Annotated in this window: 26 protein-coding genes; 14 read left to right on the forward strand and 12 right to left on the reverse strand. The window is 59.7% G+C overall.

What is annotated here, in order from left to right; all coding sequences use genetic code 11:
• Position 1: 1 nt before the first annotated feature.
• Positions 2-886, forward strand: coding sequence for a ketopantoate reductase family protein (locus AQ621_RS05525; protein ID WP_058340618.1), 885 nt, complete (start codon positions 2-4; stop codon positions 884-886).
• 24 nt (positions 887-910) lie between these two features.
• A complete protein-coding gene (locus AQ621_RS05530; RefSeq protein WP_058340619.1) occupies positions 911-1,468 on the forward strand; it encodes a cob(I)yrinic acid a,c-diamide adenosyltransferase in 558 nt (185 codons plus the stop codon).
• Positions 1,469-1,493: 25 nt separating this feature from the next.
• Here the strand turns inward: AQ621_RS05530 and AQ621_RS05535 are convergent, their stop codons facing one another.
• From AQ621_RS05535 to AQ621_RS05545, 3 genes are all read right to left on the reverse strand, one after another.
• Entirely contained in the window at positions 1,494-2,381 is an 888-nt protein-coding gene (locus AQ621_RS05535) for a hypothetical protein (RefSeq protein ID WP_058340620.1), read from the reverse strand.
• Positions 2,382-2,972, reverse strand: a complete 591-nt coding sequence (gene ampD, locus AQ621_RS05540) for a 1,6-anhydro-N-acetylmuramyl-L-alanine amidase AmpD (RefSeq protein ID WP_058340621.1) — start codon at positions 2,970-2,972, stop codon at positions 2,382-2,384.
• A gap of 85 nt (positions 2,973-3,057) precedes the next feature.
• On the reverse strand, positions 3,058-5,319 hold the full coding sequence (locus AQ621_RS05545; RefSeq protein ID WP_058340622.1) for a DUF1631 domain-containing protein: 2,262 nt from the start codon (positions 5,317-5,319) through the stop codon (positions 3,058-3,060).
• Between the two features lie 214 nt (positions 5,320-5,533).
• Between AQ621_RS05545 and nadC the strand changes: the two genes are divergently transcribed.
• Complete coding sequence (nadC, locus tag AQ621_RS05550) at positions 5,534-6,373, forward strand: carboxylating nicotinate-nucleotide diphosphorylase (RefSeq protein ID WP_058340623.1); 840 nt, start codon at positions 5,534-5,536, stop codon at positions 6,371-6,373.
• 18 nt (positions 6,374-6,391) lie between these two features.
• On the opposite strand, the gene AQ621_RS05555 is transcribed toward nadC, so the two are convergent.
• Genes AQ621_RS05555 through AQ621_RS05575 form a run of 5 tightly spaced genes read right to left on the reverse strand, consistent with a single transcriptional unit; the run spans position 6,392 to position 10,000 of the window.
• Positions 6,392-6,727, reverse strand: a complete 336-nt coding sequence (locus AQ621_RS05555) for a YqcC family protein (protein ID WP_058340624.1) — start codon at positions 6,725-6,727, stop codon at positions 6,392-6,394.
• 9 nt (positions 6,728-6,736) lie between these two features.
• On the reverse strand, positions 6,737-7,534 hold the full coding sequence (locus tag AQ621_RS05560) for a ParA family protein (protein ID WP_022990096.1): 798 nt from the start codon (positions 7,532-7,534) through the stop codon (positions 6,737-6,739).
• Positions 7,535-7,574: 40 nt separating this feature from the next.
• Entirely contained in the window at positions 7,575-8,276 is a 702-nt protein-coding gene (gene hda / locus AQ621_RS05565; RefSeq protein WP_058340625.1) for a DnaA regulatory inactivator Hda, read from the reverse strand.
• Complete coding sequence (locus tag AQ621_RS05570; RefSeq protein ID WP_022990094.1) at positions 8,273-8,833, reverse strand: CDP-alcohol phosphatidyltransferase family protein; 561 nt, start codon at positions 8,831-8,833, stop codon at positions 8,273-8,275. Before AQ621_RS05570 ends, hda begins: the two co-directional genes overlap by 4 nt.
• Before the next feature lie 21 nt (positions 8,834-8,854).
• Positions 8,855-10,000, reverse strand: coding sequence for a DUF2066 domain-containing protein (locus tag AQ621_RS05575; protein WP_058340626.1), 1,146 nt, complete (start codon positions 9,998-10,000; stop codon positions 8,855-8,857).
• Between the two features lie 191 nt (positions 10,001-10,191).
• Here AQ621_RS05575 and purM point away from each other — a divergent pair, with 191 nt between their 5' ends.
• The 3 genes from purM (at position 10,192) to AQ621_RS05590 (ending at position 12,726) form a co-directional block, all read left to right on the forward strand.
• Entirely contained in the window at positions 10,192-11,256 is a 1,065-nt protein-coding gene (gene purM, locus AQ621_RS05580) for a phosphoribosylformylglycinamidine cyclo-ligase (RefSeq protein WP_058340627.1), read from the forward strand.
• Entirely contained in the window at positions 11,253-11,915 is a 663-nt protein-coding gene (gene purN, locus AQ621_RS05585; RefSeq protein WP_058340628.1) for a phosphoribosylglycinamide formyltransferase, read from the forward strand. Before purM ends, purN begins: the two co-directional genes overlap by 4 nt.
• A gap of 73 nt (positions 11,916-11,988) precedes the next feature.
• Positions 11,989-12,726: a DUF3108 domain-containing protein gene (locus tag AQ621_RS05590; RefSeq protein ID WP_058340629.1), complete on the forward strand. Its 738-nt coding sequence runs from the start codon at positions 11,989-11,991 to the stop codon at positions 12,724-12,726.
• Here AQ621_RS05590 and AQ621_RS05595 read toward each other — a convergent pair.
• The 4 genes from AQ621_RS05595 to apbC form a co-directional block, all read right to left on the reverse strand.
• A complete protein-coding gene (locus AQ621_RS05595; protein ID WP_058340630.1) occupies positions 12,717-14,000 on the reverse strand; it encodes a valine--pyruvate transaminase in 1,284 nt (427 codons plus the stop codon). The two genes, AQ621_RS05590 and AQ621_RS05595, sit on opposite strands and share 10 nt — an antisense overlap.
• A 65-nt stretch (positions 14,001-14,065) precedes the next feature.
• Complete coding sequence (locus AQ621_RS05600; RefSeq protein ID WP_022990088.1) at positions 14,066-14,665, reverse strand: YjaG family protein; 600 nt, start codon at positions 14,663-14,665, stop codon at positions 14,066-14,068.
• On the reverse strand, positions 14,662-15,228 hold the full coding sequence (gene dcd / locus AQ621_RS05605; protein ID WP_022990087.1) for a dCTP deaminase: 567 nt from the start codon (positions 15,226-15,228) through the stop codon (positions 14,662-14,664). Before dcd ends, AQ621_RS05600 begins: the two co-directional genes overlap by 4 nt.
• Before the next feature lie 385 nt (positions 15,229-15,613).
• Positions 15,614-16,714: an iron-sulfur cluster carrier protein ApbC gene (gene apbC / locus AQ621_RS05610; RefSeq protein WP_058340631.1), complete on the reverse strand. Its 1,101-nt coding sequence runs from the start codon at positions 16,712-16,714 to the stop codon at positions 15,614-15,616.
• Positions 16,715-16,891: 177 nt separating this feature from the next.
• Between apbC and metG the strand changes: the two genes are divergently transcribed.
• Genes metG through nth form a run of 8 tightly spaced genes read left to right on the forward strand, consistent with a single transcriptional unit; the run spans position 16,892 to position 25,096 of the window.
• Complete coding sequence (gene metG, locus AQ621_RS05615; protein ID WP_058340632.1) at positions 16,892-18,928, forward strand: methionine--tRNA ligase; 2,037 nt, start codon at positions 16,892-16,894, stop codon at positions 18,926-18,928.
• 22 nt (positions 18,929-18,950) lie between these two features.
• The gene (gene rsxA, locus AQ621_RS05620; RefSeq protein ID WP_022990084.1) at positions 18,951-19,532 is read left to right on the forward strand and encodes an electron transport complex subunit RsxA; all 582 of its coding nucleotides are present in this window, start codon (positions 18,951-18,953) and stop codon (positions 19,530-19,532) included.
• A gap of 15 nt (positions 19,533-19,547) precedes the next feature.
• Positions 19,548-20,126, forward strand: coding sequence for an electron transport complex subunit RsxB (gene rsxB, locus AQ621_RS05625; protein ID WP_058340633.1), 579 nt, complete (start codon positions 19,548-19,550; stop codon positions 20,124-20,126).
• The gene (gene rsxC, locus AQ621_RS05630) at positions 20,126-21,991 is read left to right on the forward strand and encodes an electron transport complex subunit RsxC (RefSeq protein ID WP_058340634.1); all 1,866 of its coding nucleotides are present in this window, start codon (positions 20,126-20,128) and stop codon (positions 21,989-21,991) included. The genes rsxB and rsxC overlap by 1 nt, the downstream gene beginning before the upstream one ends.
• Positions 21,992-22,012: 21 nt before the next feature.
• Positions 22,013-23,065, forward strand: coding sequence for an electron transport complex subunit RsxD (rsxD, locus tag AQ621_RS05635; protein WP_058340635.1), 1,053 nt, complete (start codon positions 22,013-22,015; stop codon positions 23,063-23,065).
• Between the two features lie 2 nt (positions 23,066-23,067).
• Positions 23,068-23,721 (forward strand): electron transport complex subunit RsxG, encoded by a 654-nt coding sequence (gene rsxG, locus AQ621_RS05640; RefSeq protein WP_022990080.1) that lies wholly within the window; start codon positions 23,068-23,070, stop codon positions 23,719-23,721.
• Position 23,722: 1 nt separating this feature from the next.
• Entirely contained in the window at positions 23,723-24,439 is a 717-nt protein-coding gene (locus AQ621_RS05645; RefSeq protein ID WP_058340636.1) for an electron transport complex subunit E, read from the forward strand.
• Positions 24,440-24,457: 18 nt separating this feature from the next.
• Complete coding sequence (nth, locus tag AQ621_RS05650) at positions 24,458-25,096, forward strand: endonuclease III (RefSeq protein ID WP_058340637.1); 639 nt, start codon at positions 24,458-24,460, stop codon at positions 25,094-25,096.
• Positions 25,097-25,166: the final 70 nt, after the last annotated feature.

Here is a 25,166-nt window from a genome sequence, read left to right on the forward strand (position 1 = left end):
CATGATTGCCATACTCGGCGCCGGCTCTATGGGCCGGCTCTGGGCCGCAACGCTACCTGCCGGGCAGGTAGCGTTTGTGTCCCGCCCGGGCCAACGCCCAGAACCTGTCCACTACCGCCTTCAGCCCATCGAAGGCGAGCCATTCAGCGTCACCGTTCCCTGGCTTCAATCCGGCCAGTCACCAGATCTGTTACTGGTGACCACCAAAGCCGGCGATACCTTCAACGCCCTCAAATCCGCCCTGCCCTCAATGCCATCGTCAACGCCCATCGTGTTGTTCCAGAATGGACTCGGGAGCCAGCAACAGGTTGCCGAAGCCTGGCCGGAAAGGCCCGTGCTTGCGGCCTCCACCACCGAAGGCGCCAACCGGCCGCAGGCAGGCCTGACGGTTCACGCCGGTCGCGGTACTACCTGGCTAGGTGCACTTAACCCTGCCGGGCAAGCCCATGTAGAACCGGTGGCGCAACAGCTTGCCACCAGCGGCCTGGCAGTCCAGCCGGAACAGGATATTCTCGGCCGGCTCTGGCAGAAACTGGTTATTAATGCCGGCATCAACGCCTTTACCGCCCTGCTCGACTGCCCCAACGGTGAGATTCTGGGCCAGCCGTTCTATCTGAAATGGATCGATCCGATGTGCCAGGAAATCAGCCAGCTTCTGGATGCCGCGGGGCAAACCTCCGTTACTCCGGATAGCCTGCGGGAAACCATCGAAGCCGTAGCCCGGAAAACCGCCGCAAACACGTCATCGATGCGCGCAGATATGCTGGCGGGCCGAGAAACCGAGATAGACTTCATCAACGGTTATCTAACTCGCCTGGGCCACCGGTACAACATTGCCGTACCAGTGAACCAAATGCTCACCGAACAGGTAAAACAACTCAACTGATCACTACAGAAGGGAGTTCAAACCATGGGTAATCGCCTGTCAAAGATCTACACCCGCACCGGAGACGATGGCTCTACCGGCCTGGCCGATGGCAACCGGATTGCCAAGAACGCCCAGCGAGTGGAAGCGATGGGAACCGCCGATGAGCTGAACTGCCATATCGGTATCCTGGTGGAAACCTTACCGGCGGATGATGCGCTGATTGAGGTGCTTCGCCGCATCCAGCACCACCTCTTCGATCTGGGCGGGGAATTTGCCATTCCGGGCAGCAAAGTCATCGGGGATGAGCACATCACCTGGCTGGAAACCACGCTGGACCATTACAACGAAGGCCTGCCTCCCCTGAAGAACTTCATCCTGCCGGGTGGTTCCGCTGCTGCGGCTCATTGTCACATGGCCCGCGCTGTTTGCCGGCGCGCGGAGCGGGTAGTCGTGGCCCTGGGCCACGAAGACTCCATCAACACCGCCTCCCGCCACTACCTGAACCGGCTGTCCGACCTGCTGTTCGTAGTTGCGCGGGTACTGGCCCGCCGGGACAGCGCCCAGGAAATTCTCTGGGAGCAAAAAAAATCCGGCCTCTGAGGGCCAGATTCCTGTTTGCCGGGCATCATACGATCCCGGCAATCACCAACAGCGCGATGGCGCAGATCCACACCAGCATGCTGCGGCTGAGCAAATCCCGCATGGCCCGAATGCTACGGCCACCGAATTTCGGCCAGTCATCGGCGTATACCTGGCCGAACCGTTCCGGATCCAGGGCATAGCCCGTCAGGGAGCCGCTGGCAGCGGTCATCAGCACATTGTCTGTCGGCTTGCCGAACCCCGGCACCACCAGACGGATGGATCGGGACCAGCCCGCCAGGTCCCCAGCCACGCCAAAGGTACAAGCCAGTAGACGAGACGGCACCCAGGCCATAATGTCTGCCGCGATGGCAAAGCGCTGCCGGGCAGCCGGCTGGGGCCACTGCTCTGCCAGTGCCACCAGTCCACGGGCAATGACTGCCAGCCAGATTCCGCCAACCACATACCAGAACACCACCAGGAAAAACCGCTCGAACACCGATACCATCAAGGCACGGGAAACCGACAAATGCATCACTTCTGCGCTTTGCGCACTGCCCCGCTCATCCTCAAGCAAACGGTCTTCGATATGATGCCAGGCTCCCTGCATGTCACCGCGGCCCCAGGCCTCAGTGTAGGCCTCCAGTACGGGGCGCCAGCCGGGCACGCCCATCATCAGCACCAGAACGATCAGTTCCACGGGGTAAACCACAACACGAATACCACCGTAACCGGCCGCCAGAACCAAGGCCCCCAATAACACAGCGGGGCCGAGAGCCAGTAACAGGCCTAAAAACAGGGAACCTTCTTTGCCGGCCTTGCTGCGGGCCCCGATATGCAGCCAGGATCGCCACAGGTCGTCACTGGATAACACACCGAGCCGGTCAAGGCGCTGCCGGATCACATAGGCGAGCAGAAAAACCACCAGTACCATTCAGGCATTCTCCGTTGTGCTTAAAACGCGATGGAAGTGCGCCCACTGGAAGGCCTCACCGGGGTCCGTCTTTCTGCCCGGGGCAATATCGCAGTGGCCGGTAATCCGCTCTGCCGTAATCGCCGGCCAGGCAGCCCGAACCAGGGCAGCCAGACGGGCCAGGGACTGATACTGGGCATCGGTGTAGGACACGTCGTCTGCCCCTTCCAGTTCGATACCGATGGAAAAGTCATTGCACTCTTCCTCTCCCTCAAAACAGGAGCGCCCGGCATGCCAGGCGCGGTCCAGGCAGCTGACAAACTGGACCACCGAGCCGTCTCTGCAGATAAGCCCGTGGGCGGAAACCTGCAAATTTGCAATGGTCTGGAAATAGGGATGGGCGTGAGGATCCAGCCGGTTACAGAAGAATTCCTCGATATGGCCACCGCCGAACTCGCCCGGCGGTAAGCTGATGTTGTGTACCACCAGTAACGAAATGGCAGCACCCTCGGGGCGGGGGCCGAAATTCGGGGAAGGACACCAACGGGCATCCGGGAACCGGCCCGTCGCTCGAAGCTGTTCGACCCGGGCGTTGAAGTGTTGATCAGGCAAGGTGCATCCAGATACGCAATGGGTGACTCGATCCGGAGATTGAATCACAAAGTCCATTCCGATGCCACGGAGTCGCCTGCAGCGGTCAGTCCTTGCGACTGTATCGCAGGTTGTCGATGATGGATTCCAGGGCCCGGTCAAAAATCAGGCCATCGTCCAGCATGCCGATCAAACCGGTCTGCATGGCTGTCGCCAGTTCTTCCCGCTGATACTCAGCCACCTTGGCACCACTGCGGTTCACGAAGATGTACTTGCCGGTAGCCTTGATAAACGCTGCCAGCTTGCAACGCAGGCGGGTGTCGTCGCGCTTGAGCTCCACCCACGAACCAACCCGCATCTGATCCGCCCGGGCAAGCCATTCCGGATCAATGGAAGCTTCGGGCTCCGGCTCTGGTTCTGGCGCAACTTCTGGCCGGGGAACAGGCTCCGGAGCCAAGGCGACTTCTGGCTCGGCCTGGACAGCCGGCTCAGGTTCTGAAACCTCAGGCAGCTCGTCCACAACCGGCTCGTCTTCAACCTCTACCGGCGCGGTTACCAGCTTCTGGAACGCACCTACGTGGGCCAACTCCAGATCGCGAACGGCATTGTCGGTAGCAAACGGATCCCAGGAAATTTCCTTGAGCGCTGCCCGCAGGTCTTCCACAACGCCCGGAATCGCCCTCAGCAACTCGGCACGGGTAGAATCGGTAATCGGGCTCGGGTCTACCGTCCAGATCAGCCGTGTGACCAGTTCGCAGGCATCTTGCCACTGAGGGCTTTCTTCGCCCTGACGCAGCATGATCCACTGCAGATAGCGGGTGCACGGGCCGTCCAGCAATGCTCGGATAGCCTCGGGAATGTCCCGGCCTTCGGCCTGCTCCAGCATGACATCTTTTGCCGCCTGGCTTGCCCTTTCCTGCCGTGCCCGGCCCTCTTCGGCATCACGCAAGCGCTGCTCGACCAGCTCACGGCGGCGACGGTCCAGGTCCATGAAGTGGCCGAAGTCTTTCAGCAGTTCTTCAAACAGGTCGACGCTGTCGGTGAACTCTGCCAGCACCCGGCCGACCACTTCTTCGATTTTTTCCCGCAGCGGGTCACGCATGCCCGGCCGCTTTTCATTCCAGCCGATTGCCGCCAGCGCCAGTTCGTTCAGCAGCTTGCGCGCCGGATGACCACCGCGGTTGAAGAAGTTGCGGTCGCTCAGGGCAACTTTCAGCACCGGGATCTGCAACCGGCCAATCAGCGACTTCATCACCGGGTGCAGCTGACGGTCATCCAGGATGAAGTCAAACAACATGCCCACCAGGTTGATCACATCGCTGTCGACCTGGGTGACAGAAACGCTGGAACCTTCAGCGGGCTGTAATACCGGCTGCAGCTGCTCACGCAGGGGCATAACCTGCTCAACCTGTGCCTCATCCCGGCTGAGTGCCTGCAGCTCGGTCAGGCGAGCCAGCAAGCGACTGGTGTCCAACACATTGCCGCCAGCGGCTGGCCGGGAAACAACACCGGCATCGCCACCCTGCCGCAGCAATGCGCTCAATTCGTTGAAGGTAGCACTGGCCAGTTGGCTGCCGGCATCGTCGGCAGGAGCCTGGGGCATGGCCTCGGCTTGTTGCGACGCGGCGGGCGGAACCGGCTGACTGGCTGGCCTTGAAGGCGCCGGCGCACGGCCGACCGGGGCATTCTTCATACCCGGCATCACGCCTTCGGAAATCAGTGTCTGGTTACATTTCTGGTAGAACTGCTCCAGCTTGTCTGCCAGCAAGCGCTCGAACAGTTTCAGGACAACCAGCTTGGCCCGGATATCAATATCCAGGTCTGAACAGGCTTCAGCGATACCGCCGCAAATAACCTCGGCGCTCAGGGGAATCTGGTCATCAGCCAGCTCCAGCTCGGGAACCAGGTGCCGTACCCGGGCCGCAAGCATGCGAACCTGCTCCTGGTGGCGGTTACGCAGGCGATTGGTCAGGCTTTCAACGGCTACCTGCTCTTCAAGCTCGGAATGCTCGACCAGGCTCAGGGTGTCCTGGTTAACCTCTTCCAGGGAGCCGCCGGAACGCACCGGCTTGAACCGGCCCAGCTCGTTAAAGGCCTGGCTGACATACTGCAACACGGAAAGCGACATCGCCCGGCGGCGCAGCCGGAGCTCCCGCATGGCATCAAAATAGGCGGATTGATCTTTGTTGGAACCGGCACGGTCGGCCAGGGAGAACAGGCTGTCGTCCGCCTGTTCGAAAAAGCTGGCGAGTACGGTTTTCAGTTCCTGACCCGCAGTGTCACGCAACCTGACCAATGCAGCAGGCAACGTAAACCGGCCCGCCGGCCTGTGGCCAGCTAATCGGACAACCTTGCTATCGTGCGCCATGGACTTGCTCCGGGATCGAATCTGCGTGACAAACTTATATTACTCCGCAGCTCTATGATACGACCAGTTGCCGTCACCTTGTGTCAGTTTTTGTCACCATTTGTTTCCGACACAAGACGTTGAAATTCATGGTGGCATTTTGTGAATTGCCGGGGTAGCAGTAGAATTGCCCCGCAGCCGTTAATTCCACCCCACTGACCAGCGGAAAAACACCATGATTGCCCCCGAACTGCTCCGACAGGCCCGTATTGAATCCGTAGCCCACAGCCTCCGGGAAGACATCGGGGACGGCGACATCACCGCCATGCTGATTCCGGCAGACAAAACCGCCCGCGGCCGGGTCATCACCCGCGAGAACGCCAGGCTGGCCGGTGTCGAGTGGGTCAACGAAGTCTTCCGGCAGGTAGACCCCAACGTAGAGCTGGAGTGGCTGTTCAGCGACGGCGACGATGTGCCGGCCGATGCTGTACTGTTCCGCATGCAGGGCCCTGCCCGCTCGCTACTGACGGCTGAGCGGTCTGCCCTGAACTGGCTGCAGACACTCTCTGCCGTCGCCACCCAGTGCGCCGGCTACGCGGCCAGGGTTGCCCATACCAAGGTACGCTTGCTGGATACCCGAAAGACCCTGCCCGGCCTGCGGCTGGCGCAAAAATACGCGGTGACCTGTGGCGACTGTGACAACCACCGGATCGGCCTGTGGGACGCTTTCCTGATCAAGGAAAACCACATCGCGGCCTGTGGCTCTATCGCACGGGCCGTTGCTGAAGCACACCGCATTGCGCCGGGCAAACCGGTTGAGGTGGAAACCGAGAATATGGACGAGCTCACCCAGGCCCTCGAAGCCGGTGCCGACATCATCATGCTGGACGAGTTTTCACTGGAGGATATGGTTGAAGCGGTCAAGCTGACTGCAGGCCGCGCCAGGCTGGAGGCCTCCGGCGGCATTAATGAGCAAACCCTGGTGCCAATTGCCGAGACCGGAGTGGACTACATTTCGATCGGCGCCCTGACCAAAGACGTCAAGGCCATCGACCTGTCGATGCGGCTGGAATAACCCGGCCAGTTACCGGGCTCAGGACCGGGTCAGCAACCGGTCCATTTCTTCCAGCGCCTTCACCAGGCCCTGCCCGGATTCCGGACGCCCCCGGAAATGCTCTTCCGCCATGGGCGCAATCCCGGAAGCAGACGGCAGCGGATGATTGTGCTCAACCAGCACTTTCATGCGCTCCAGAAACACAAACTGCAGCCACTGCGGAAACTCCATGGTATCCAGGCAAAATGGCTGGGTGCTCTGAAACGCCTCTTGTGGTGGCGGCTCGGCCTGCCAGACTCCCAGCTGCCGGAGTTCGATCTCTATCCGCAGCAGTCCGTCAGTCAGCAGGTCGAGGTGTTGGTTTTCGTCACTCATGGGTTCTGATCAATCCTGAAGCGGTTCCAGCTCCACCGACTCCCCGTGCAGCACCCTGTAGAGGTCTTCGAACTGACGAGTCAGGCCGTGTTTCGGAGCCATATGAATGAGTGGCTGCCGGCTCTGGTGGGATTCTTTCATCTTCACCGAGCTGGAAAGCCTCACCGGCAATACCGGCAAACCTTCCTCCAGCAGCTCCTTAACCAGCTGTCTCGGCAAGCTGGCCCGGGGCTGGAACTGGTTGGCAATGATACCTTCAACCACCAGTTCTTCGTTATGATCTTCCTGCAACTCCCGGATTTCGTTGAGAATGTTATAAAGCGCCTGGCGGGAGAAATCGTCGCAATCAAACGGAATCAGGCAACGCTGGGCCGCAATCAGCGCCGAACGGGTATAGAAATTCAGGGCCGGGGCTGTGTCGATGTAGATTTCATCGAACGACTCGCTGAGTTTTTTCAGATACTCCCGCAACTTGTAGATCTTGTGCTTGGCTTCAAGCTTGCGCTCGAGAAAATCCAGTTCCGGACTGGACGGCAGCACAAACAGGTTATCAAACGGCGTGGCATGCACAAACTCGTCCGGGCGCCGGTTGAACATGCTGAACGCCACGGTTTGCTCCATCAGGTCCGCCACGGTATCCCGCAGTTCAGATGCAGGCTTGCCGAGCAGGTAATGACTGGAGTTGCCCTGTGGATCCAGGTCTACCACCAGCGTGCGCTTGCCCCGGGCCGCACTGATGGCCGCCAGGTTACAGGTGATGCTGGACTTGCCCACACCACCTTTCTGATTGAATACAACCCGTCTCATGTTATCTCTCCAGTAAACACTTGTAGTTATTGATCTGTGACTACCAGCCCATCACGGTTTTAACAAAGGGGATGGTGAGCCGGCGCTGGGCCTGCAGCGAGTTCTCATCGAGAGAATCCAGGATGGCCAGCAGCTCGCCCAGCCTTCGGGGAGCCCGGCGCATGATGAAGCTGGCGACTTCGTCGGTCATCACCATGCCTCGCTGTTCCGCCCGGGCCACCAGGATGCGCATGCGGTCTTCATCCCGGTACACGCCCAGCTGCACCAGCAGGCCGTGGGCCAGCCGGGAACCGAGATCAGCCAGGCCAAAGGGTAACGAGGCGGGCACTTCCGACATCGACACCACTAACAAACCGCGGCGATCCAGGATCCGGTTATACAGATGGAACACCGCCTCTTCCCAGCGAGGATCGCCCGCCAGCTTGTCCAGGTCATCCAGACAGACTACATGACGGGTCTCTAACCCCGATAATGCATCCGGGCCAAATGGCAACAACTCTTCGATGCTGATACACACAGCACTCTGGCCAAGCTGCTCTACCCTGTGGCAGACCGCCTGTAACAGATGGCTTTTGCCGGTATCGGAATCGCCACAGATCACCATCACCGGCAGGTCGTGGTTTTGCTCACACAGGGTTTCCAGCCTGCGGGCGGCATCGCGGTTACGGTCGCCGTGGAAATTGTCAAAGCGGGCATCGTCACGCAGCCGGACACCTAGGGCCATCTGGGAGGCAGTAGTCATGATCGCTTCATCCTTAAGGCCCGCAAACTCCATACAATCACATAGTGGCAGCCGCTGAAGATGGCAGAACCCGCCACCAGCCAGACGCCCGCATCAATCACCCAGGGCTGCATCGGCCAGCCCGCCAGCAGGATGATAATGGCCAGGGCCACCAGGATCTGCACCAGCGTGTTGATCTTGCCGGGCACACTCGGCGCCATTTCGAACCGGCCAATGCCGTAATGAAACGCCAATGCCCCGCCAACAATCGCAATATCCCGCGCCAGAACCAGCACAAACAGCCACACCGGCAGGATACCGGTGATGGTAAGCATCAGGTAGGTGGTAATCAGTAACGCCTTGTCGGCCAGGGGGTCAGCAATGGCCCCTACCCGCGTGCGCCAGTTGAAATAGCGGGCGAGAAAGCCATCAACGCCATCGCTGATGGCAGCCACGAGGAAAATCAGCAATGACAACCGGTAGTTGCCATCCAGCAGCGCACCTGCAAACGGAATGATCAACACCATCCGCATGAAAGTCAGGGCATTGGGAATCCAGCGCCACTGTGTTGATTTCACCCGGCTGCCTCCGTCAATTTATCAGCCGTCTTCACCACTGCTGACAACCGGGGACGGCTGCCAGCGATAGTTAAGCACCTGATAGAGGGATTCAAAGGCCTGTTCGGCATCCTGCTCATCGGCGGGCTGCGTCTGTTCGGACTCACCTTCAACCGGTACAAAGCGCGGATCAAGCGCAATGTACTCTTTCAGCTGCTCCAGCTCGCCGGTAAACGCAATCCGCGCGGTCAGCCGTTCGCCGCGAATGCGGGCAGCGCTCACCGAGACTACCGGTGTCAGGCCTTCAAGCACCTTGTTGATCCGCCCGTAGTCCGCCAGTGTGGATACTCCGTCGAACACCACGTCCACCTTGGGCGAGTCCCCGATTTCACCGGCTGAAACCGCGTAGCGGCTGGCGTACTGTTCGGCCCAGTAATCGACCACGGCCTGGGCCAGGTCATCCGGGTTACCGGCAGATACCGAACGCTCGGCAGCGTCCATACCCATGCCGTCTACAACCCAGCCGGCGCGCCACTGGCCACCGGAGCGGCTCACCCGGATCAGGGCAAGGACGTCATAGGAGACATCTTCAGATGCCTTCTGGATGCGCCCGATAAATTGCCCCCAAAGATCAGACAGCAACGCCCGGTCACTACCCTGGTTCTCGGGCGGAAATTCGATCGGCAAGCCCCGAACACCAGCCGCCTGCCGGAACGCATCACGCCACTCGGCACCGGCGCCGGAGCGGGTCAGCAAACTGCGACTACCGCGATCCTCTACCGCCACCCAGGCGAGGGTCAGTGGGCGGTTAGCACCCCAGACCGGCGCACCAATCGAGGCCAGGGCCCGGTTAACGCCAACTGCACCAAAACTCATCCGCAGCCGTGACTGGCCAGCCTCGCTGCCAACCTGGTAGGCCTGCAACAGGCTTTCCGCCTCGGACAACACCTGATCAATGCCTTCTCGCTGCAACACATCCCGACTGCCGGACACCCGCACCATTACCTGGCGCAGACCATCGGCATAGCCCTGCTGCAACGCGGCGGCAGAACCGCCCTGCACCGGAACGTCGGCGTTGTACAGCCCGGATACAGAGACTGCCGCGGCCGGAGTGGCCAGGGCCAGCAATGCAGACAATACTGGCCAAAGCAGCCAAGGCCTGGAATTTTTCCGTCGTGATTCAGTCATGTAACACCCTGCCGTTCCCATGAATGGCGCACAGGATACACCATCACCTTTGACTAGAGTAGCAAGCCCCTGTTGCAGGTTCGCAATATAAGGCAGGCAATTCCCGAGACTAAGCGGGAATTCCATTTGGAGCCCCCGTGCGCACCTGTTAAAATCCGCCGCTTGACCCACAGGCCAACGGTTAACATTCCATGAGCGAACAGAAGCCCTCCCTTACCTATCGTGACGCCGGCGTTGATATCGATGCCGGCAACGAACTGGTCAACCGCATCAAGAATACCGCAGCCAGGACCCGTCGTCCTGAAGTGCTCGGCGGTCTTGGCGGTTTTGGTGCGATGGTATCCATCCCGGCAGGTTACAAGGAGCCGGTACTGGTATCCGGCACCGATGGCGTGGGCACCAAGCTTCGCCTTGCCATGCAGCTGCAAAAGCACGACAGCATCGGTATCGACCTGGTGGCGATGTGCGTGAACGACCTGGTCGTTGGCGGTGCCGAGCCCCTGTTCTTCCTGGATTACTACGCCACCGGCAAGCTGAATGTCGACATTGCAGCCCAGGTAGTAGAAGGCATCGGTAAAGGCTGCGAGCTTTCCGGCTGTGCCCTGGTAGGCGGTGAAACTGCCGAAATGCCGGGCATGTACGAAGGCGACGACTACGACCTGGCCGGCTTCTGCGTAGGCGTGGCCGAGCGCAGCGACATCATCGACGGCAGCCGTGTACAGCCAGGCGATGTGCTGCTGGCCCTGGGCTCCTCCGGCCCGCATTCCAACGGCTACTCGCTGATCCGCAAGATCATCGAAGTCAGCAACGCGGACCTCAGCCAGCCCATGGGAGACAGCACCCTGGCCGATGCGCTGATGGCCCCGACCCGCATTTACGTGAAAAACCTGCTGCAACTGATCCGCGAAGTCGATGTGCGCGCACTGTGCCACATCACCGGTGGCGGCCTGCCGGAAAACATTCCCAGGGTACTGCCGGCGGGCACCGTTGCCGCCATCGATACCCATAGCTGGGAACTGCCCCCGGTGTTCCAGTGGCTGCAGGACGCAGGCGGCGTGGCCGCTGAAGAAATGTACCGCACCTTCAACTGTGGTATTGGCATGATTGTGTGTGTACCGGCTGACCAGAAAGACCTGGCCATCGATACCCTCAATGCCATGGGCGAGAAAGTCTGGCAGGTTGGCGTTATGGAAGCCGCCGATGCCAGTGATGCCGAGCCGAAGGTGCGCTACGCACCGGAGCTGCTGAAGGCATGATGGCAGACCCAGCACCGCTACCGACCATTGTTGTTCTGGCTTCGGGCAGCGGCACCAACCTTCAGGCCCTGATAGACGCCAGCCGTGAACGGGATTTCCCCGGCGAAATCCTCGCCGTTGGCTGCAACCGCCCCGGTGCCTTCGCGCTGGAGCGGGCAGCCCAGGCAAACATCAAAACCTTCGTGGTGGACCATAAGAAGTATGGTTCCCGCGAAGAGTTTGATGGCGCCCTGATGGCCGAGCTGCGGCGCCTGAACCCGGACGTGATCGTACTGGCCGGCTTCATGCGCATCCTGACCGCCGACTTTGTGCGGGCATTCCGGGGCCGGATGCTGAACATCCACCCTTCCCTGCTGCCAGCCTATACCGGCCTGAATACCCACCAGCGGGTGCTCGATGCCGGCGACAAGGTTCACGGCGTATCCATTCACTTCGTTACCGAAGAACTCGATGGTGGCCCGGTAATCGCACAGGCCGAAGTCGCGGTTCAATCGGACGACGATACAGAATCACTGGCCGAGCGGGTACAGCAGCAGGAACATGTGCTTTACCCCATCGTGGTGCGCTGGTTCTGCGAAGGCCGCATTCAGCTGACCGCCGACGGCGTCCAGTTTGACGGCAAACTTCTGCAACACCCCATGCGGCTGACAGCCAGCTGAACAGTTTGTCATCCTCCTGAGCACCGGGAGCAGCTAGACTGTCGCAAGCATAGACAGAGAAAGAGGCAACCGGATGCAAAGAAACCCAGCTGTCACCAGAACTTCCGCCCTGCTGGCCGGGCTTTTGTCCGGCCTGCTTGCACTCTCCGCCAGCGCTGCCGACGCCAGCCCTGAGCTTACCCCGTACGAAGCCAGCTACACCGCTTCCATGTCAAAGGGTGTCAGCCTGAACGGCGAAGGCGTGCGCACACTGACCGACCAGGGCAACAACGTCTGGCTGTACCGTACAGACGTTGACTCCTTCATTGCCGATATCGACGAATCACTGATCTTCAAGTGGCAGGACGGCCAGGTCATTCCCCTGCGCTATCGCTACCGGTTGTCAGGATTTCTGATTAAAGATCGCGAACAAGCCATCGATTTCGACTGGCAGAAAGGTATGGCCAGGGGCTCTTACCGGGGCGAGTCGTTCAACGTTGAGCTGAGGGAAGGCACCCTGGACCCGCTGGGCTACCAGCTGCAACTGCACCAGGACCTGAAAGCAGGCAAACGGGACGTCACCTACCATGTGCTCGACAAGGGTGACTACGATGAAGACCGGTTCTCGGTGATTGATGAAGACAGCCTGAGCGACCGGGGCCGCACCATGAACACCCTGAAAGCGGAAAAGGTTCGCGGCGAGAATGCCCGGCGCCGGACCCTGATGTGGTTTGATCCGGCCCAGGACTACCTGCTGGTCCGGCTGCTACAGGTAGAGCCGGACGGCAGCGAATACGAACTGAAGCTTAGAGATGCCCGGGTTCAGGACTGACCGGCCCGGCCGAACTCCCGCCATACCGCTTTGACCTCATCCGCGATGATACGCAGGCCTTCCGCCACCTGCGCATCATCCTGGGAGTAGGTAACCCGCAAGCATTCGTGACGATGCTTCCAGTCGTCATCCGGCAGGCCCGGGAAGAAATAGTGCCCGGACACCACCAGCACTCCCCGCTCTTTCAGGCGCTGATACAGCTCCAGGCTGGAAATCGGCAAATCCGGAAACCATAGCCACAGGAACATGGCACCTTCCGGTTTGTGGATGTACCAACGGCAGCTGTCTTCGCCCATAGCGTCACGGAACGCTGCCACGGCCTTTTCCATTTTCGCCTTATAGAAGGGGCACACCACATCCCGGCTGAGGGACAGGATTTCGCCAGAGCGCACAAGCGGCTCCGCCAGCATGGCGCCAAAGCTGCCAGTGGCCAGGTTCATGATGGCATTGATGCCGGACAACGCCTTGATGATGGGCTCTGCGGCAATCACGATACCGGTACGGGCAGCCGGCAAACCAAGTTTGGACAGGCTCAGGCACAGAATAATCTGCTCGTTCCAGGTGGGCTGCGCATCCACAAACAGCAGGCTCGGGAACGGCGTACCGTAGGCGCCATCGACAATCAGCGGAATATCCTGCTGCCGGGCCATTTCTTCGAGCCGGGCCAACTCTTCATCGGTGATGACATTACCGGTCGGATTGGTGGGCCGGGAGACACAGATTGCACCGGTTTCACCCGTAACCTCCACCGCATCAAAATCCACCCGGTATTTGAATTCGTGGGCATCGGTAAATGAAATGTCCGGCTGCACAGCCCGGAATAAGTCTGAATCAATGCCCGCATCGGCATAGCCGATGTATTCCGGCGCCAGTGGCAGCAGGATGTGCTTGCGCTGACCCTCGCCATATTCACCGCCAAACATGTTGAACAACATGAAGAAGGCGGCCTGGCTGCCGTTGGTCAGGGCGATGTTTTCCGGCTTCAGGCCCCAGTTGTATTCATTGTTCAGCAACTCCGCCAGCGAGGCAATGAACTGCTTCTCGCCCTGAGGGGGGTCGTAGATACCCACCAGCCGCCGCACCTGCCCTTCGTCTGCCGCCATACCCGCCAGGATTTCCTGCACCCGCTCCTGAATCTCCGGGATGTGCCCGGGATTACCACCACCCATCATGATCATTCCCTCGCCGGAGGCCATGGCATTGCCAAGGTCATCCATCAGGGAAGTGATACCGGCGTCGGCGGTAAATTTACGACCAAAAGCAGAGAGTTTCATGGCAGTTATCCGTTCAACAGGCAATTCAACAGGTAGCTAACAAGTTTAATCTGAGCCGGAACGGCTCAGCTATCGAGGGAAATACCGAGATTGCTGACGCCGTCGTTGGCGGCCTCGGCCTTGAGTTCGGCAATGAAGTCTTCCCGGGGCGTGCGCTGGCGCTTGAGGGCGAGCACGGTGTCACGCTGGAACAGCTTGTCTTCTTTGAGCAGGGGATGGTGCTCGAACATGCGGATCAGCTCATCGTCATCCATGCCCTCACCTTCGGACATTTCGACGAAATCCATCACGGTTTTGGTAGCCAGCTGCGATGCTTCGGTTGCCCGATGCTTGTTGGGGTTCAGGCGGTTGAGCAGGGCCTGCTCCAGCAACTGGCAGAAGTCGAAGGCCGGGTATACGCCGTAGGCATCGTACTCGTCGACATTCGGGCTAAGGGTTTCAAGCTTGCTCAGCAGCTGGGGGATGGCCGCTTCGGAGGCGTCTTTTTGCAGCATGCCCCAGGCAAGGTCGAGCAGCTGGCGCATTTTACCGCCGCTTTTCATGCCGACTGCGTCTGCAAACAGTGCGTAGTTAGGGAAGGCCCGTTCGGCCAGGGTCAGCAGGAAGGCGCATTCGCGCCAGCCCTGCAGTTGTGAGACGGCTTTAAGAAACTGGTTGGCGTTCATGTCCTGGGCAGGGTCACGCCGGTCTGGCCAAGGTACTTGCCGCCGCGGTCTTTGTAGCTGGTTTCACAGATTTCGTCGGATTCGAAGAACAGCATCTGGGCCACACCTTCGTTGGCGTAGATTTTCGCCGGCAGGTTGGTGGTGTTGGAGAACTCCAGGGTTACCTGGCCTTCCCACTCCGGCTCCAGCGGGGTGACGTTCACGATGATGCCGCAGCGGGCGTAGGTGCTTTTGCCGAGGCAGATGGTGAGCACGCTTCTGGGGATGCGGAAGTATTCTACGGTGCGTGCCAGGGCGAAGCTGTTCGGGGGGATGATGCAGACGTCGCCGGTGTAGTTGACGAAGCTGTTTTCATCGAAATTTTTCGGGTCTACGGTGGCGCTGTGGACGTTGGTGAAGATTTTGAATTCGTTGCTGCAACGTACGTCGTAGCCGTAGCTTGAGGTGCCGTAGGAGATGACGCGGCCTTTTTCGTTTTCCCGAACTTGTCCGGCTTCGAAGGGTTCGATCATGCCGTGTTGTTCGGACATCCGGCGGATCCACTTGTCGGATTTGATGCTCATGGGTGAATTCTCGTTTCCAGCTGGTGGGAAAATTGGGGCGTAGTTTACCTTGTCCCTTGATGGCTGTCGAAGGCTTGGCGTTCGCGATCCTTGTAGCCTGCTAGTTTGGAGTCTGAGGAAGTGAGGGGCGCTTTCCAAAAACCGCTACGAGCACCCGCAAGCGGGTCCAGCCAGCAATCACAGATTGCTGGCGTTCGGCTGCGCATGAAGCTCCGCTTCATAAACGCTTGCCTCACCCCTGTGCGCTTCTCTCCGGCCATCCATGGCCTCCGACATTTTTGGAAAGCGCCCCTCACTTCCTCTGCACCGACTACTCGGAAATCGCTCTTTGTTAAAACCTATATTCCGTTATTCCGTTGACGCAGATTGTGCCTGGTGTCCTGATTCAGTGTTCGGTAACAGAAACACTGGAAATCGTTCCACCAAGATTCCGCTCCCGGGTAGACAGCTCAGCACCCACCCTTCTCGCGATATCAAGATACCGCCTCGCCACTTCGGAATCTGGCTCAGCAACAACCGTGGGTGAGCCGCTGTCGGTCTGTTCCCGGATGGTCATGTGCAGGGGCAGCTGGCCCAGCAGGACGGTTTGGTATTCTTCTGCGATGCGTTCGCCGCCGCCGTGGCCGAAGAGGGGTTCTTCGTGGCCGCAGTTGGAGCAGATGTGCACGCTCATGTTTTCGACGACGCCGATCACCGGGATGTCGACTTTGCGGAACATTTCGATGCCTTTTTTGCCGTCCAGCAGGGCGATGTCTTGCGGGGTGGTGACGATGACGGCGCCGGTGACCGGGACTTTCTGGCCGAGGGTGAGCTGGATGTCGCCGGTGCCGGGGGGCATGTCGACGATGAGGTAGTCGAGTTCATCCCACAGGGTTTGCTGGAGCAGTTGCATGACGGCGCCGCTGACCATGGGGCCGCGCCAGGCCATGGGGGTTTTGTCGGTGGTAACGAAGGCCATGGAGTTGGCTTGCAGGCCGTGGGCTTTGATGGGTACGAAGTATTTGTTCTCTCGTACGTCCGGGCGCTGGCCTTCGGGTACGCCGAGCATCATGCCGATGCTGGGGCCGTAGATGTCGGCGTCGAGGATGCCGACTCGGGCACCTTCGGCTTGCAGGGCCAGGGCGAGGTTGACGGCGGTGGTGGATTTGCCCACGCCGCCCTTGCCGGAGGCGACGGCGATGATGTTTTTCACGCCCGGTACGGTGGCGATGTCTTTGTTGATTTTGCAGGCGTGGATTTTCTGGCCCACGTGAACTTCTGCGCTTTCAACGCCGTCCACAAACTCCAGGGCGTTGGCGACGATCTGTTTCAGGCCGCCGGCGATGCCTTTTGAAGGGTATGGCAATTCGACCATCAGGGTGACTTTGCCCTGTTCGTCTGCGCTCAGGCTTTTTACCGCGCCCAGTTCGTAGAGGTCTTTGTTCAGGTACGGGTCCCGGTATTCTTTTACGGCGGCCTCAAGGGCCTGTTGGGATATCTGGGTCATCGGGGTCTCCGGAATAAGCACATAAGCTTGATTGCAGGTGAAAAATGATGGCTTGGAAGGTATCATCTGTGGCCGTTTCTGACCATACGGGGTCTTCACCTGGAGCAAGCGGTTGCCGATGCTCCTGAGCCCTGTTTGTCTTTCCAACCCGTATCAACATAAGGTTCGGACATCACCATGACGCAAGCGAGCAAGCAACAGCGCGATATTCTGGTTACCAGCGCCCTGCCCTACGCCAACGGGCCCATTCATCTGGGGCACCTGCTGGAATACATTCAGACCGACATCTGGGTGCGCTACCAGAACATGCGGGGCCACAACTGCTACTACGTTTGCGCCGACGATGCCCACGGTACCGCCATCATGCTGCGGGCCGAGCGTGAGGGCATTACCCCCGAAGAGCTGATTGACCGGATTCGCCAGGAGCACCAGGAAGACTTTGCCGGCTTCCATATCCGCTTCGACAATTACTACTCCACGCACTCGGAGGAGAACCAGTATTTCTCCGAGTACATTTACCGCCAGATCCAGGAAAACGGGAATATTGCGACCCGCAAGATTACCCAGTTCTTCGATCCTGAAAAGGAAATGTTCCTGGCGGACCGGTTCATCAAGGGCACCTGCCCCAAGTGCAAGACTGATGACCAGTACGGTGATAACTGTGAGGCCTGTGGTGCCACCTATACCCCGGCGGAGCTGATCAACCCGCGCTCTGCGGTCTCCGGCGCTACGCCGGTGGAGAAAGAATCCGAGCACTACTTCTTCAAGCTGCCGGAGTTCCACGACTTCCTGAGCAAGTGGACCCGCAGTGGTGCCCTGCAGCCGCAGGTGGCCAACAAGCTGGCCGAGTGGCTGGATGCCGGCCTGCAGGAGTGGGACATCAGCCGTGATGCGCCTTATTTCGGCTTCGAGATTCCCGATGCCCCGGGCAAGTATTTCTATGTCTGGCTGGACGCGCCTATCGGTTACCTCGCCAGCTTCAAGAACCTGTGTAACCGCGAAGGCATCGATTTCGAGCATTTCTGGAAGAAAGATTCCACCGCCGAGGTGTACCACTTCATCGGCAAGGACATCATCAACTTCCACGCCCTGTTCTGGCCGTCCATGCTGCACGATGCCGGTTTCCGTACCCCGACCGCTGTCTGGGCCCACGGCTTCGTGACGGTGAACGGCAAGAAGATGTCCAAGTCCCGCGGTACCTTCATCATGGCCCGCACCTACCTGGATCACCTGGACCCGGAATACCTGCGTTACTACTTCGCCGCCAAGCTGACCGGTGGCGTGGATGACATGGACCTGAACCTGGAAGACTTTGCCGCACGGGTGAACTCGGACCTGGTCGGCAAGGTGGTGAATATCGCCAGCCGCAGCGCCGGATTTATCACCAAGCGCTTTGACGGCAAGCTGGGCAAGGTCACCGAGCAGGACAAACTGAAAGAATTTATCGATGCCGGTGAGCAGATTGCCGAGTTCTACGAAACTCGCGAGTTCGGCCGTGCCATGCGCCGGATCATGGAGCTGGCAGACATCGCCAACCAGTACGTGAACGATGAACAGCCCTGGGTGATTGCCAAGCAGGAAGGCCAGGACGACAAGCTGCAGGCCATCTGCACCAACGCCCTGAATATGTTCCGCCTGCTGATGACTTACCTGGCACCGGTACTGCCGAAGACCGCAGATGCCGCGCAGTCGTTCCTGAACTCCCGCCTGGACTGGAACAACCGCGCCGCCCTGCTGGAAAATCACGGCATCGACAAGTTCAAGCCGCTGATGAACCGGGTGGATATGGCGCAGATCGAGAAAATGCTGGACGCTTCGAAAGAAGAAATGCCGGCAGCCGTCGGTCAGCCCTCAGCGGCGCCGGCCGCAGACCTGGAACCTGTGGCTGAGGAAATCGAATTCCCCGACTTTGCCAAGGTGGACCTGCGGGTCGCCAAGATCGTCAAAGCCGAGCATGTGGAAGGCGCAGACAAGCTTCTTCGCCTGACACTTGATATAGGCCATGGCGAACGCAACGTGTTTGCTGGTATCAAGTCCGCCTACAAACCGGAAGATCTGGAAGGCCGTATGACCGTGATGGTGGCCAACCTGAAACCCCGGAAAATGAAGTTCGGCATGTCTGAAGGTATGGTTCTGGCCGCAGGCCCGGGTGGCAAAGAGATCTTCATCCTGTCTCCGGATTCCGGCGCCACACCCGGCATGCGGGTAATGTAAGCAGCAAGGCTGAGACGCTCCGATGACAGAGTATTTGCTGATACTGGTCAGCACCATTCTGGTGAACAACTTCGTGCTGGTGCAGTTTCTGGGACTGTGCCCCTTCATGGGGGTTTCCGGGAAACTGGAAACCGCCATGGGTATGTCGCTGGCAACCACGTTTGTGCTGACTCTGTCGTCGGTGTGCAGCTATCTGGCCTATACCTATCTGCTGGCACCGCTGGACCTGGCTTTCCTGAAAACCATCACCTTCATCCTGGTGATTGCGGTGGTGGTTCAGTTCACCGAAATGGTGGTGCGTAAAACCAGCCCTTTGCTGTACCGGGTACTCGGTATTTTTCTGCCGCTGATTACCACCAACTGCGCGGTTCTGGGCGTAGCCCTGCTTAACCTGAACAAAAACAATAACTTCGTTGAATCCGTGCTGTACGGCTTTGGCGCAGCGGCCGGTTTCTCCCTGGTGCTGGTGCTGTTTGCCGCCATGCGCGAGCGTATTGCCGTGTCTGATGTACCGGTTGCCTTTCGTGGCGCCGCCATTGGTATGATTACCGCAGGTCTCATGTCGCTGGCGTTTCTGGGCTTTACCGGCCTGGTTACGGTCTGACGGAGCAGTTGTTTTATGTGGACAAGCTTTCTGATTGCCGTTGTGGTTCTGCTGGCACTGGCGCTGGTCTTTGGCGGGTTGCTGGGGTTTGCCGCAGAGCGGTTCAGGGTTGAAGGCAATCCGCTGGTAGACCAGATCGATTCACTGTTGCCGCAGACCCAGTGCGGCCAGTGCGGCTTCCCCGGTTGCCGCCCCTACGCCGAAGCCATAGCCCACGGCGAAGCCATCAACAAGTGCCCGCCAGGCGGCGAAAGCACCATCAAGGCCCTGGCAGACCTGCTGGACGTAGAACCCCAGCCCCTGGACGCCGAACACGGCGTTGAACAGGCCAAGCGTGTCGCAGTCATTCGTGAAGATGAATGCATCGGCTGCACCAAGTGCATCCAGGCCTGCCCGGTAGACGCCATCCTCGGCGCCGCCAAGCATATGCACACCGTCATCGAAAGCGAATGCACCGGCTGCGACCTGTGCGTAGAGCCCTGCCCCGTTGACTGCATCGACATGGTCACCCTGGAGCCGGATATCCGCACCTGGACCTGGACACCACCGAAGCCCAACCTGATTGCCACGGACCGCCAGGGAGCCAGCACCTGATGACTCAGCTGTGGAATTTCGCCGGCGGCATTCATCCGCCGGAAAACAAGCACCAGTCCACCACCCGCCCCATTCAGCAAGCAGGCATTCCTGAGCGACTGGTTCTGCCCCTGCAGCAGCACATCGGGGAGCCTGCAGAAGTGGTCGTCAACGTTGGCGACCAGGTACTCAAAGGCCAGGTTGTGGCCGATGTTACTTCAGGAATGGGCGTGCCGGTACACGCCCCTACCTCCGGCACCATTGAAGCTGTCGAGCAGCTGCCGGTGCCGCACCCATCTGGCATGTCCGACTGGTGCGTGGTTCTGAAGCCTGATGGCGAAGACCGGTGGACAGAGCTGTCCCCGATTTCCGACTACAAGCTGATGGACCGGGAACAGGTTCTGCAGATCATCCGAAATGCCGGCATTGCCGGTATGGGTGGCGCAGGCTTCCCCACCGACATCAAGCTGCGTCCGCCAAGGGACCGCAAGGTTGAAACCCTGATCCTGAACGGTGCCGAATGCGAGCCCTACATCACCGCCGACGACATGACCATGCGCGAGCATGCCGCCGAAGTGGTGTCCGGCATGCAGGTAATGGCCTGGATTCTTCGCCCTGCCCGCTGCGTGATCGGCATAGAAGACAACAAACCTGAAGCCATTGCCGCCATGCAGGCAGCGGTTCAGGGCACCCAGATCGAGATTGCGGTGATCCCCACCAAGTATCCTTCCGGTGGTGAAAAGCAACTGATCGAAATCCTGACTGGCCTGGAAGTGCCCAGTGGCGGCATTCCTGCAGATGTCGGCGTGATGTGCCAGAACATCGGTACCTCGCTGGCTGTCTCCAGGGCGGTTTTTGAAGGCAAGCCCCTGATTTCCCGCGTGGTCACCCTGACCGGTGAAGCACTGCAACAGCCCGGCAACGTAGAAGCGCTGATCGGCACACCCATAAGTTATCTGCTGGCACAGGCCGGGCTGCGGCCGGAACAGCTCAACCGCCTGGTGCTGGGCGGGCCCATGATGGGCTATACCCTGCACTCAGATGACGTGCCGGTAGTAAAAACATCCAACTGCGTGATTGCAGCAACTGCTGAAGAACTGCCAGCTCCACCTCCGGAACAACCCTGTATCCGCTGCGGCCAGTGTGCGCTGGCTTGCCCCATGGAGTTGTTGCCACAACAACTGTTCTGGTACGCCAAGGCCGCCGAGTTCGAGAAAGCCGAGCACCTGAACCTGTTCGATTGTATCGAGTGCGGCGCCTGCTCCTACGTGTGCCCGAGTTCAATCCCGCTGGTGCAGTATTACCGGTACGCCAAGGGCGAAATCCGCCAGCAGCGTGCAGAGCAGCTGAAATCCGACCATGCCCGGGAGCGTTTCGAAGCCCGCCAGGCCCGCCTTGATCGGGAGCAGGAAGAAAAGGAACAGCGCCGAAAGGAACGGGCCAAGGCCGCTGCAGAAGCCCAGGCAAAGAAACAGGCTGAAGCAGAACAGGCGGCACAGCAGGGCGAAGCAGTGGACGACCGTGCCGCCAAGGCCGCCCTGGTCCAGCAGGCGCTGGAGCGGAAAAAGGCCAAGGCCGCCAAAACCGCAGAAGCGGCTGCAGCTACGCCTGCACCGTCTCAAGAGACTGCATCACCCGACACTACAGGGGAAGAGCAGGCGCTGCCGGATATCGAGGCACTGGAGAAGCAGCTTATGCAGGCTCAGGGCAAGCTCGATACCATGCACGGCATGCTGGAAGAAGCCCGGGCCCAGCAGGCCGACAACGTGGACAAACTGGAGCGGGCCGTGGCCAAGAACCACGACCGGGTACAGCGAGCCGAACAGGCCCTGGCTGATGCCCGAAACGTTCTCGCTGAGCAAACCGGCTCCGCCGCATCCGAATAACCCATTGCAGGCTTATTGTTCATGGCATTAGTTCAACAGTCGTCACCCCATGCCCACAACGCCCGCCCCACGTCACGGGTCATGCTCTGGGTCATTCTTGCCGCCCTGCCCGGCCTGCTGGCCCAGACCCTGTTTTTCGGCTGGGGTAACCTGATCAATGTGGTGTGGTGTATCGCACTAGCACTGGCGGCCGAAGCCGCCATTCTGAAACTCCGCGGTAAGCCGGTGGCGTTTTTCCTGAAAGACAATACCGCGGCGGTAACCGGATTGCTGCTGGGCCTGTCCCTGCCGCAGTTTGCTCCCTGGTGGGTCTCCGGCATTTCGGTGATTACCGCCATCGTGGTGGCCAAGCAGCTATACGGCGGGCTCGGCTCCAACCCGTTCAATCCGGCCATGGTCGGCTATGCCCTGGTGCTTATTTCCTTCCCGGTGGCCATGACCACCAACTGGGCACAGGCGGCGACCCTTTGGGGCAATGCTCCCGGATTCGGCGAAACACTCAGCAGCATTTTCTCCGCCAGTCAGACAACGGTCGACGGCTGGACCATGGCTACCCCACTGGATGAGTACAAGCACAAGATTGCCAGCCACACCGCCGCTGAAGTGCTGCAGCACCCGACATTCGGCGAGCAGATAGCCGCAGGCTGGGAATGGGTCAACCTGGCCTTCCTGGCCGGTGGCCTGCTGCTGATCGGCCTGAAAATCATCACCTGGCATATTCCCGTGGCGTTTCTGGCGGGTATCGCCCTGATGAGCCTGGCCTTTGGCAGCAACCCGGACCAATACGCGCCCCTGCAACTGCACCTGCTGGCCGGCGGCACCATGCTGGGTGCCTTCTTTATCGCGACCGACCCGGTTTCGGCGGCAACCAGCCACCAGGGCAAGCTGATTTATGGCGCCGGCATCGGGGTGCTCATCTACCTGATTCGCAGTTGGGGTAACTACCCGGACGCCGTCGCCTTCAGCGTACTGCTGATGAATTTTGCCGTTCCGTTTATCGATCATTACACGCCGCCCAGAACCTACGGCCACCACAAGCCCCGGCGCGGCCTGCCGGGCAGGAACGGAGGCTGACCATGAGCACACTGACCACCTCCATCCGTCGCAGCGCTATCGGCCTTGGCCTGTTTGCCGTACTGACCGGCGGCACCATTGCGCTGACCCAGGGCCTCACCAAAGACCGGATTGCCGAGCAAGCCGCCCGGGCCGAGGCAAAAGCCCTGTTCGAGATTATTCCGGAGAGCCGCCACAACAACGACCTGCTGAACAGCGCAGTTGCCCTGCCGGCTGACGAGAGAGCCCCGGAAGCCGGGCCGGTACTGGCATGGGTAGCCCGGCAGGATGGCCGCCCGGTGGGCCTGATCTTTCCGGCAGTGGCTCCCGATGGCTATTCCGGTAACATCCACCTGCTGGTGGGCGTGGACCTGGACGGCACGGTACTGGGCGTTCGGGTAACCAGCCACCGGGAAACACCGGGGCTGGGCGATCGTATCGAAACCCGAAAATCAGACTGGGTTTATGATTTCAATGGCCGCTCCCTGAACAATCCCAAGCCCCGGGAGTGGAACGTAAAGAAGAACGGTGGCGTATTTGACCAGTTCACAGGAGCCACCATCACGCCGCGCGCGGTGGTGAAAGCCGTCCAGAAAACGCTGGTGTATTTCCGCAAACACCGGGCCGATATCCGCGAGGCCATTGCCGCCCATCCGCTGTCTGAGGAGCACTCCTGACATGGCTACCAAAACCAACGGAGAGATCATCAAAGACGGGCTGTGGCACAACAACCCGGCGCTGGTTCAGGTGTTAGGCCTGTGCCCCCTGCTGGCGGTGACCAGTACCGTGGTCAACGCCATCGGTCTGGGCATTGCCACCCTGCTGGTGCTGATTGGTTCCAACCTGTCCGTCTCGGTGATCCGGAACTTTGTCAGTGAGTCCGTCCGGTTGCCGGCCTTCGTGATGATCATCGCCTCGTTTGTTACCTGTGCAGAACTGCTGATGCAGGCTTTCACTTACGAACTGTACGAAATTCTCGGCATCTTCATCCCGCTGATCGTTACCAACTGCGCCATTCTCGGCCGCGCCGATGCCTTTGCCTCCAAGAACCCACCACTGCCGGCCATCCTGGATGGCGCCATGATGGGCCTTGGCTTCCTGGCGGTCCTGGTTGTGCTCGGCGGTATGCGGGAGCTGCTCGGCCAGGGCACCCTGTTTGCCGACATGCACCTGCTGCTGGGGCCCATGGCAGCTGATTGGGTAGTACGGCCCTTCGACCAGTATCCGGATATGCTGTTTATGGTGCTGCCGCCCGGCGCTTTCGTAGGCCTTGGCCTGCTGATCGCGTTGAAGAACGGCATCGACAATTACCTGAGCGAACGCCGGAAAGCGGCAGAGCCGGTGGCCGCCACCACAGGCAGCAAACGGGTCCGGGTAACCGGCAACATTTCCTGAAGCTGATTTCGTCTTCCTATGAACAAACAGAAACGCATCGAGATATTTACCCGCCTGCGGGATGCCAACCCCAACCCGACCACGGAGCTTAACTACAGCAATCCGTTCGAGTTGCTGATTGCCGTGATCCTGTCGGCGCAGGCCACCGATGTGGGGGTCAACAAAGCCACCGACAAGCTGTTTCCGGTAGCCAACACCCCGGAAGCTATCTATGCGTTGGGCGTGGACGGCCTGAAGGAGTACATCAAGACCATCGGCCTGTTTAACAGCAAGGCCGAGAACGTCATCAAAACCTGCAAGATCCTGATGGAACAGCACGGCAGTGTGGTGCCGGATAACCGCGAAGCGCTGGAAGCACTGCCCGGAGTCGGCCGGAAAACCGCCAACGTGGTACTGAACACCGCTTTCCGTCAGCCCGCCATGGCGGTGGATACCCACATTTTCCGGGTATCCAACCGCACCGGCATCGCACCTGGCAAGAACGTACTGGAGGTGGAAAAACGGCTGATGCGACTGGTGCCCAAGGAATTCCTGATGGACGCCCATCACTGGCTGATCCTGCACGGCCGCTACACCTGTACCGCCCGCAAGCCCAAATGTGGTGCCTGTATTATCGAAGACCTTTGCGAATTCAAGCAAAAGCGGGACTACCAGTAACCAACACTCGCGTCCCCTCAGACACAAAAAAGCCGGCATTCGCCGGCTTTTTCATCACTCCTTCCAGAAA

The organism is Marinobacter sp. P4B1 (assembly GCF_001447135.1).
GTDB lineage: Bacteria > Pseudomonadota > Gammaproteobacteria > Pseudomonadales > Oleiphilaceae > Marinobacter > Marinobacter vinifirmus.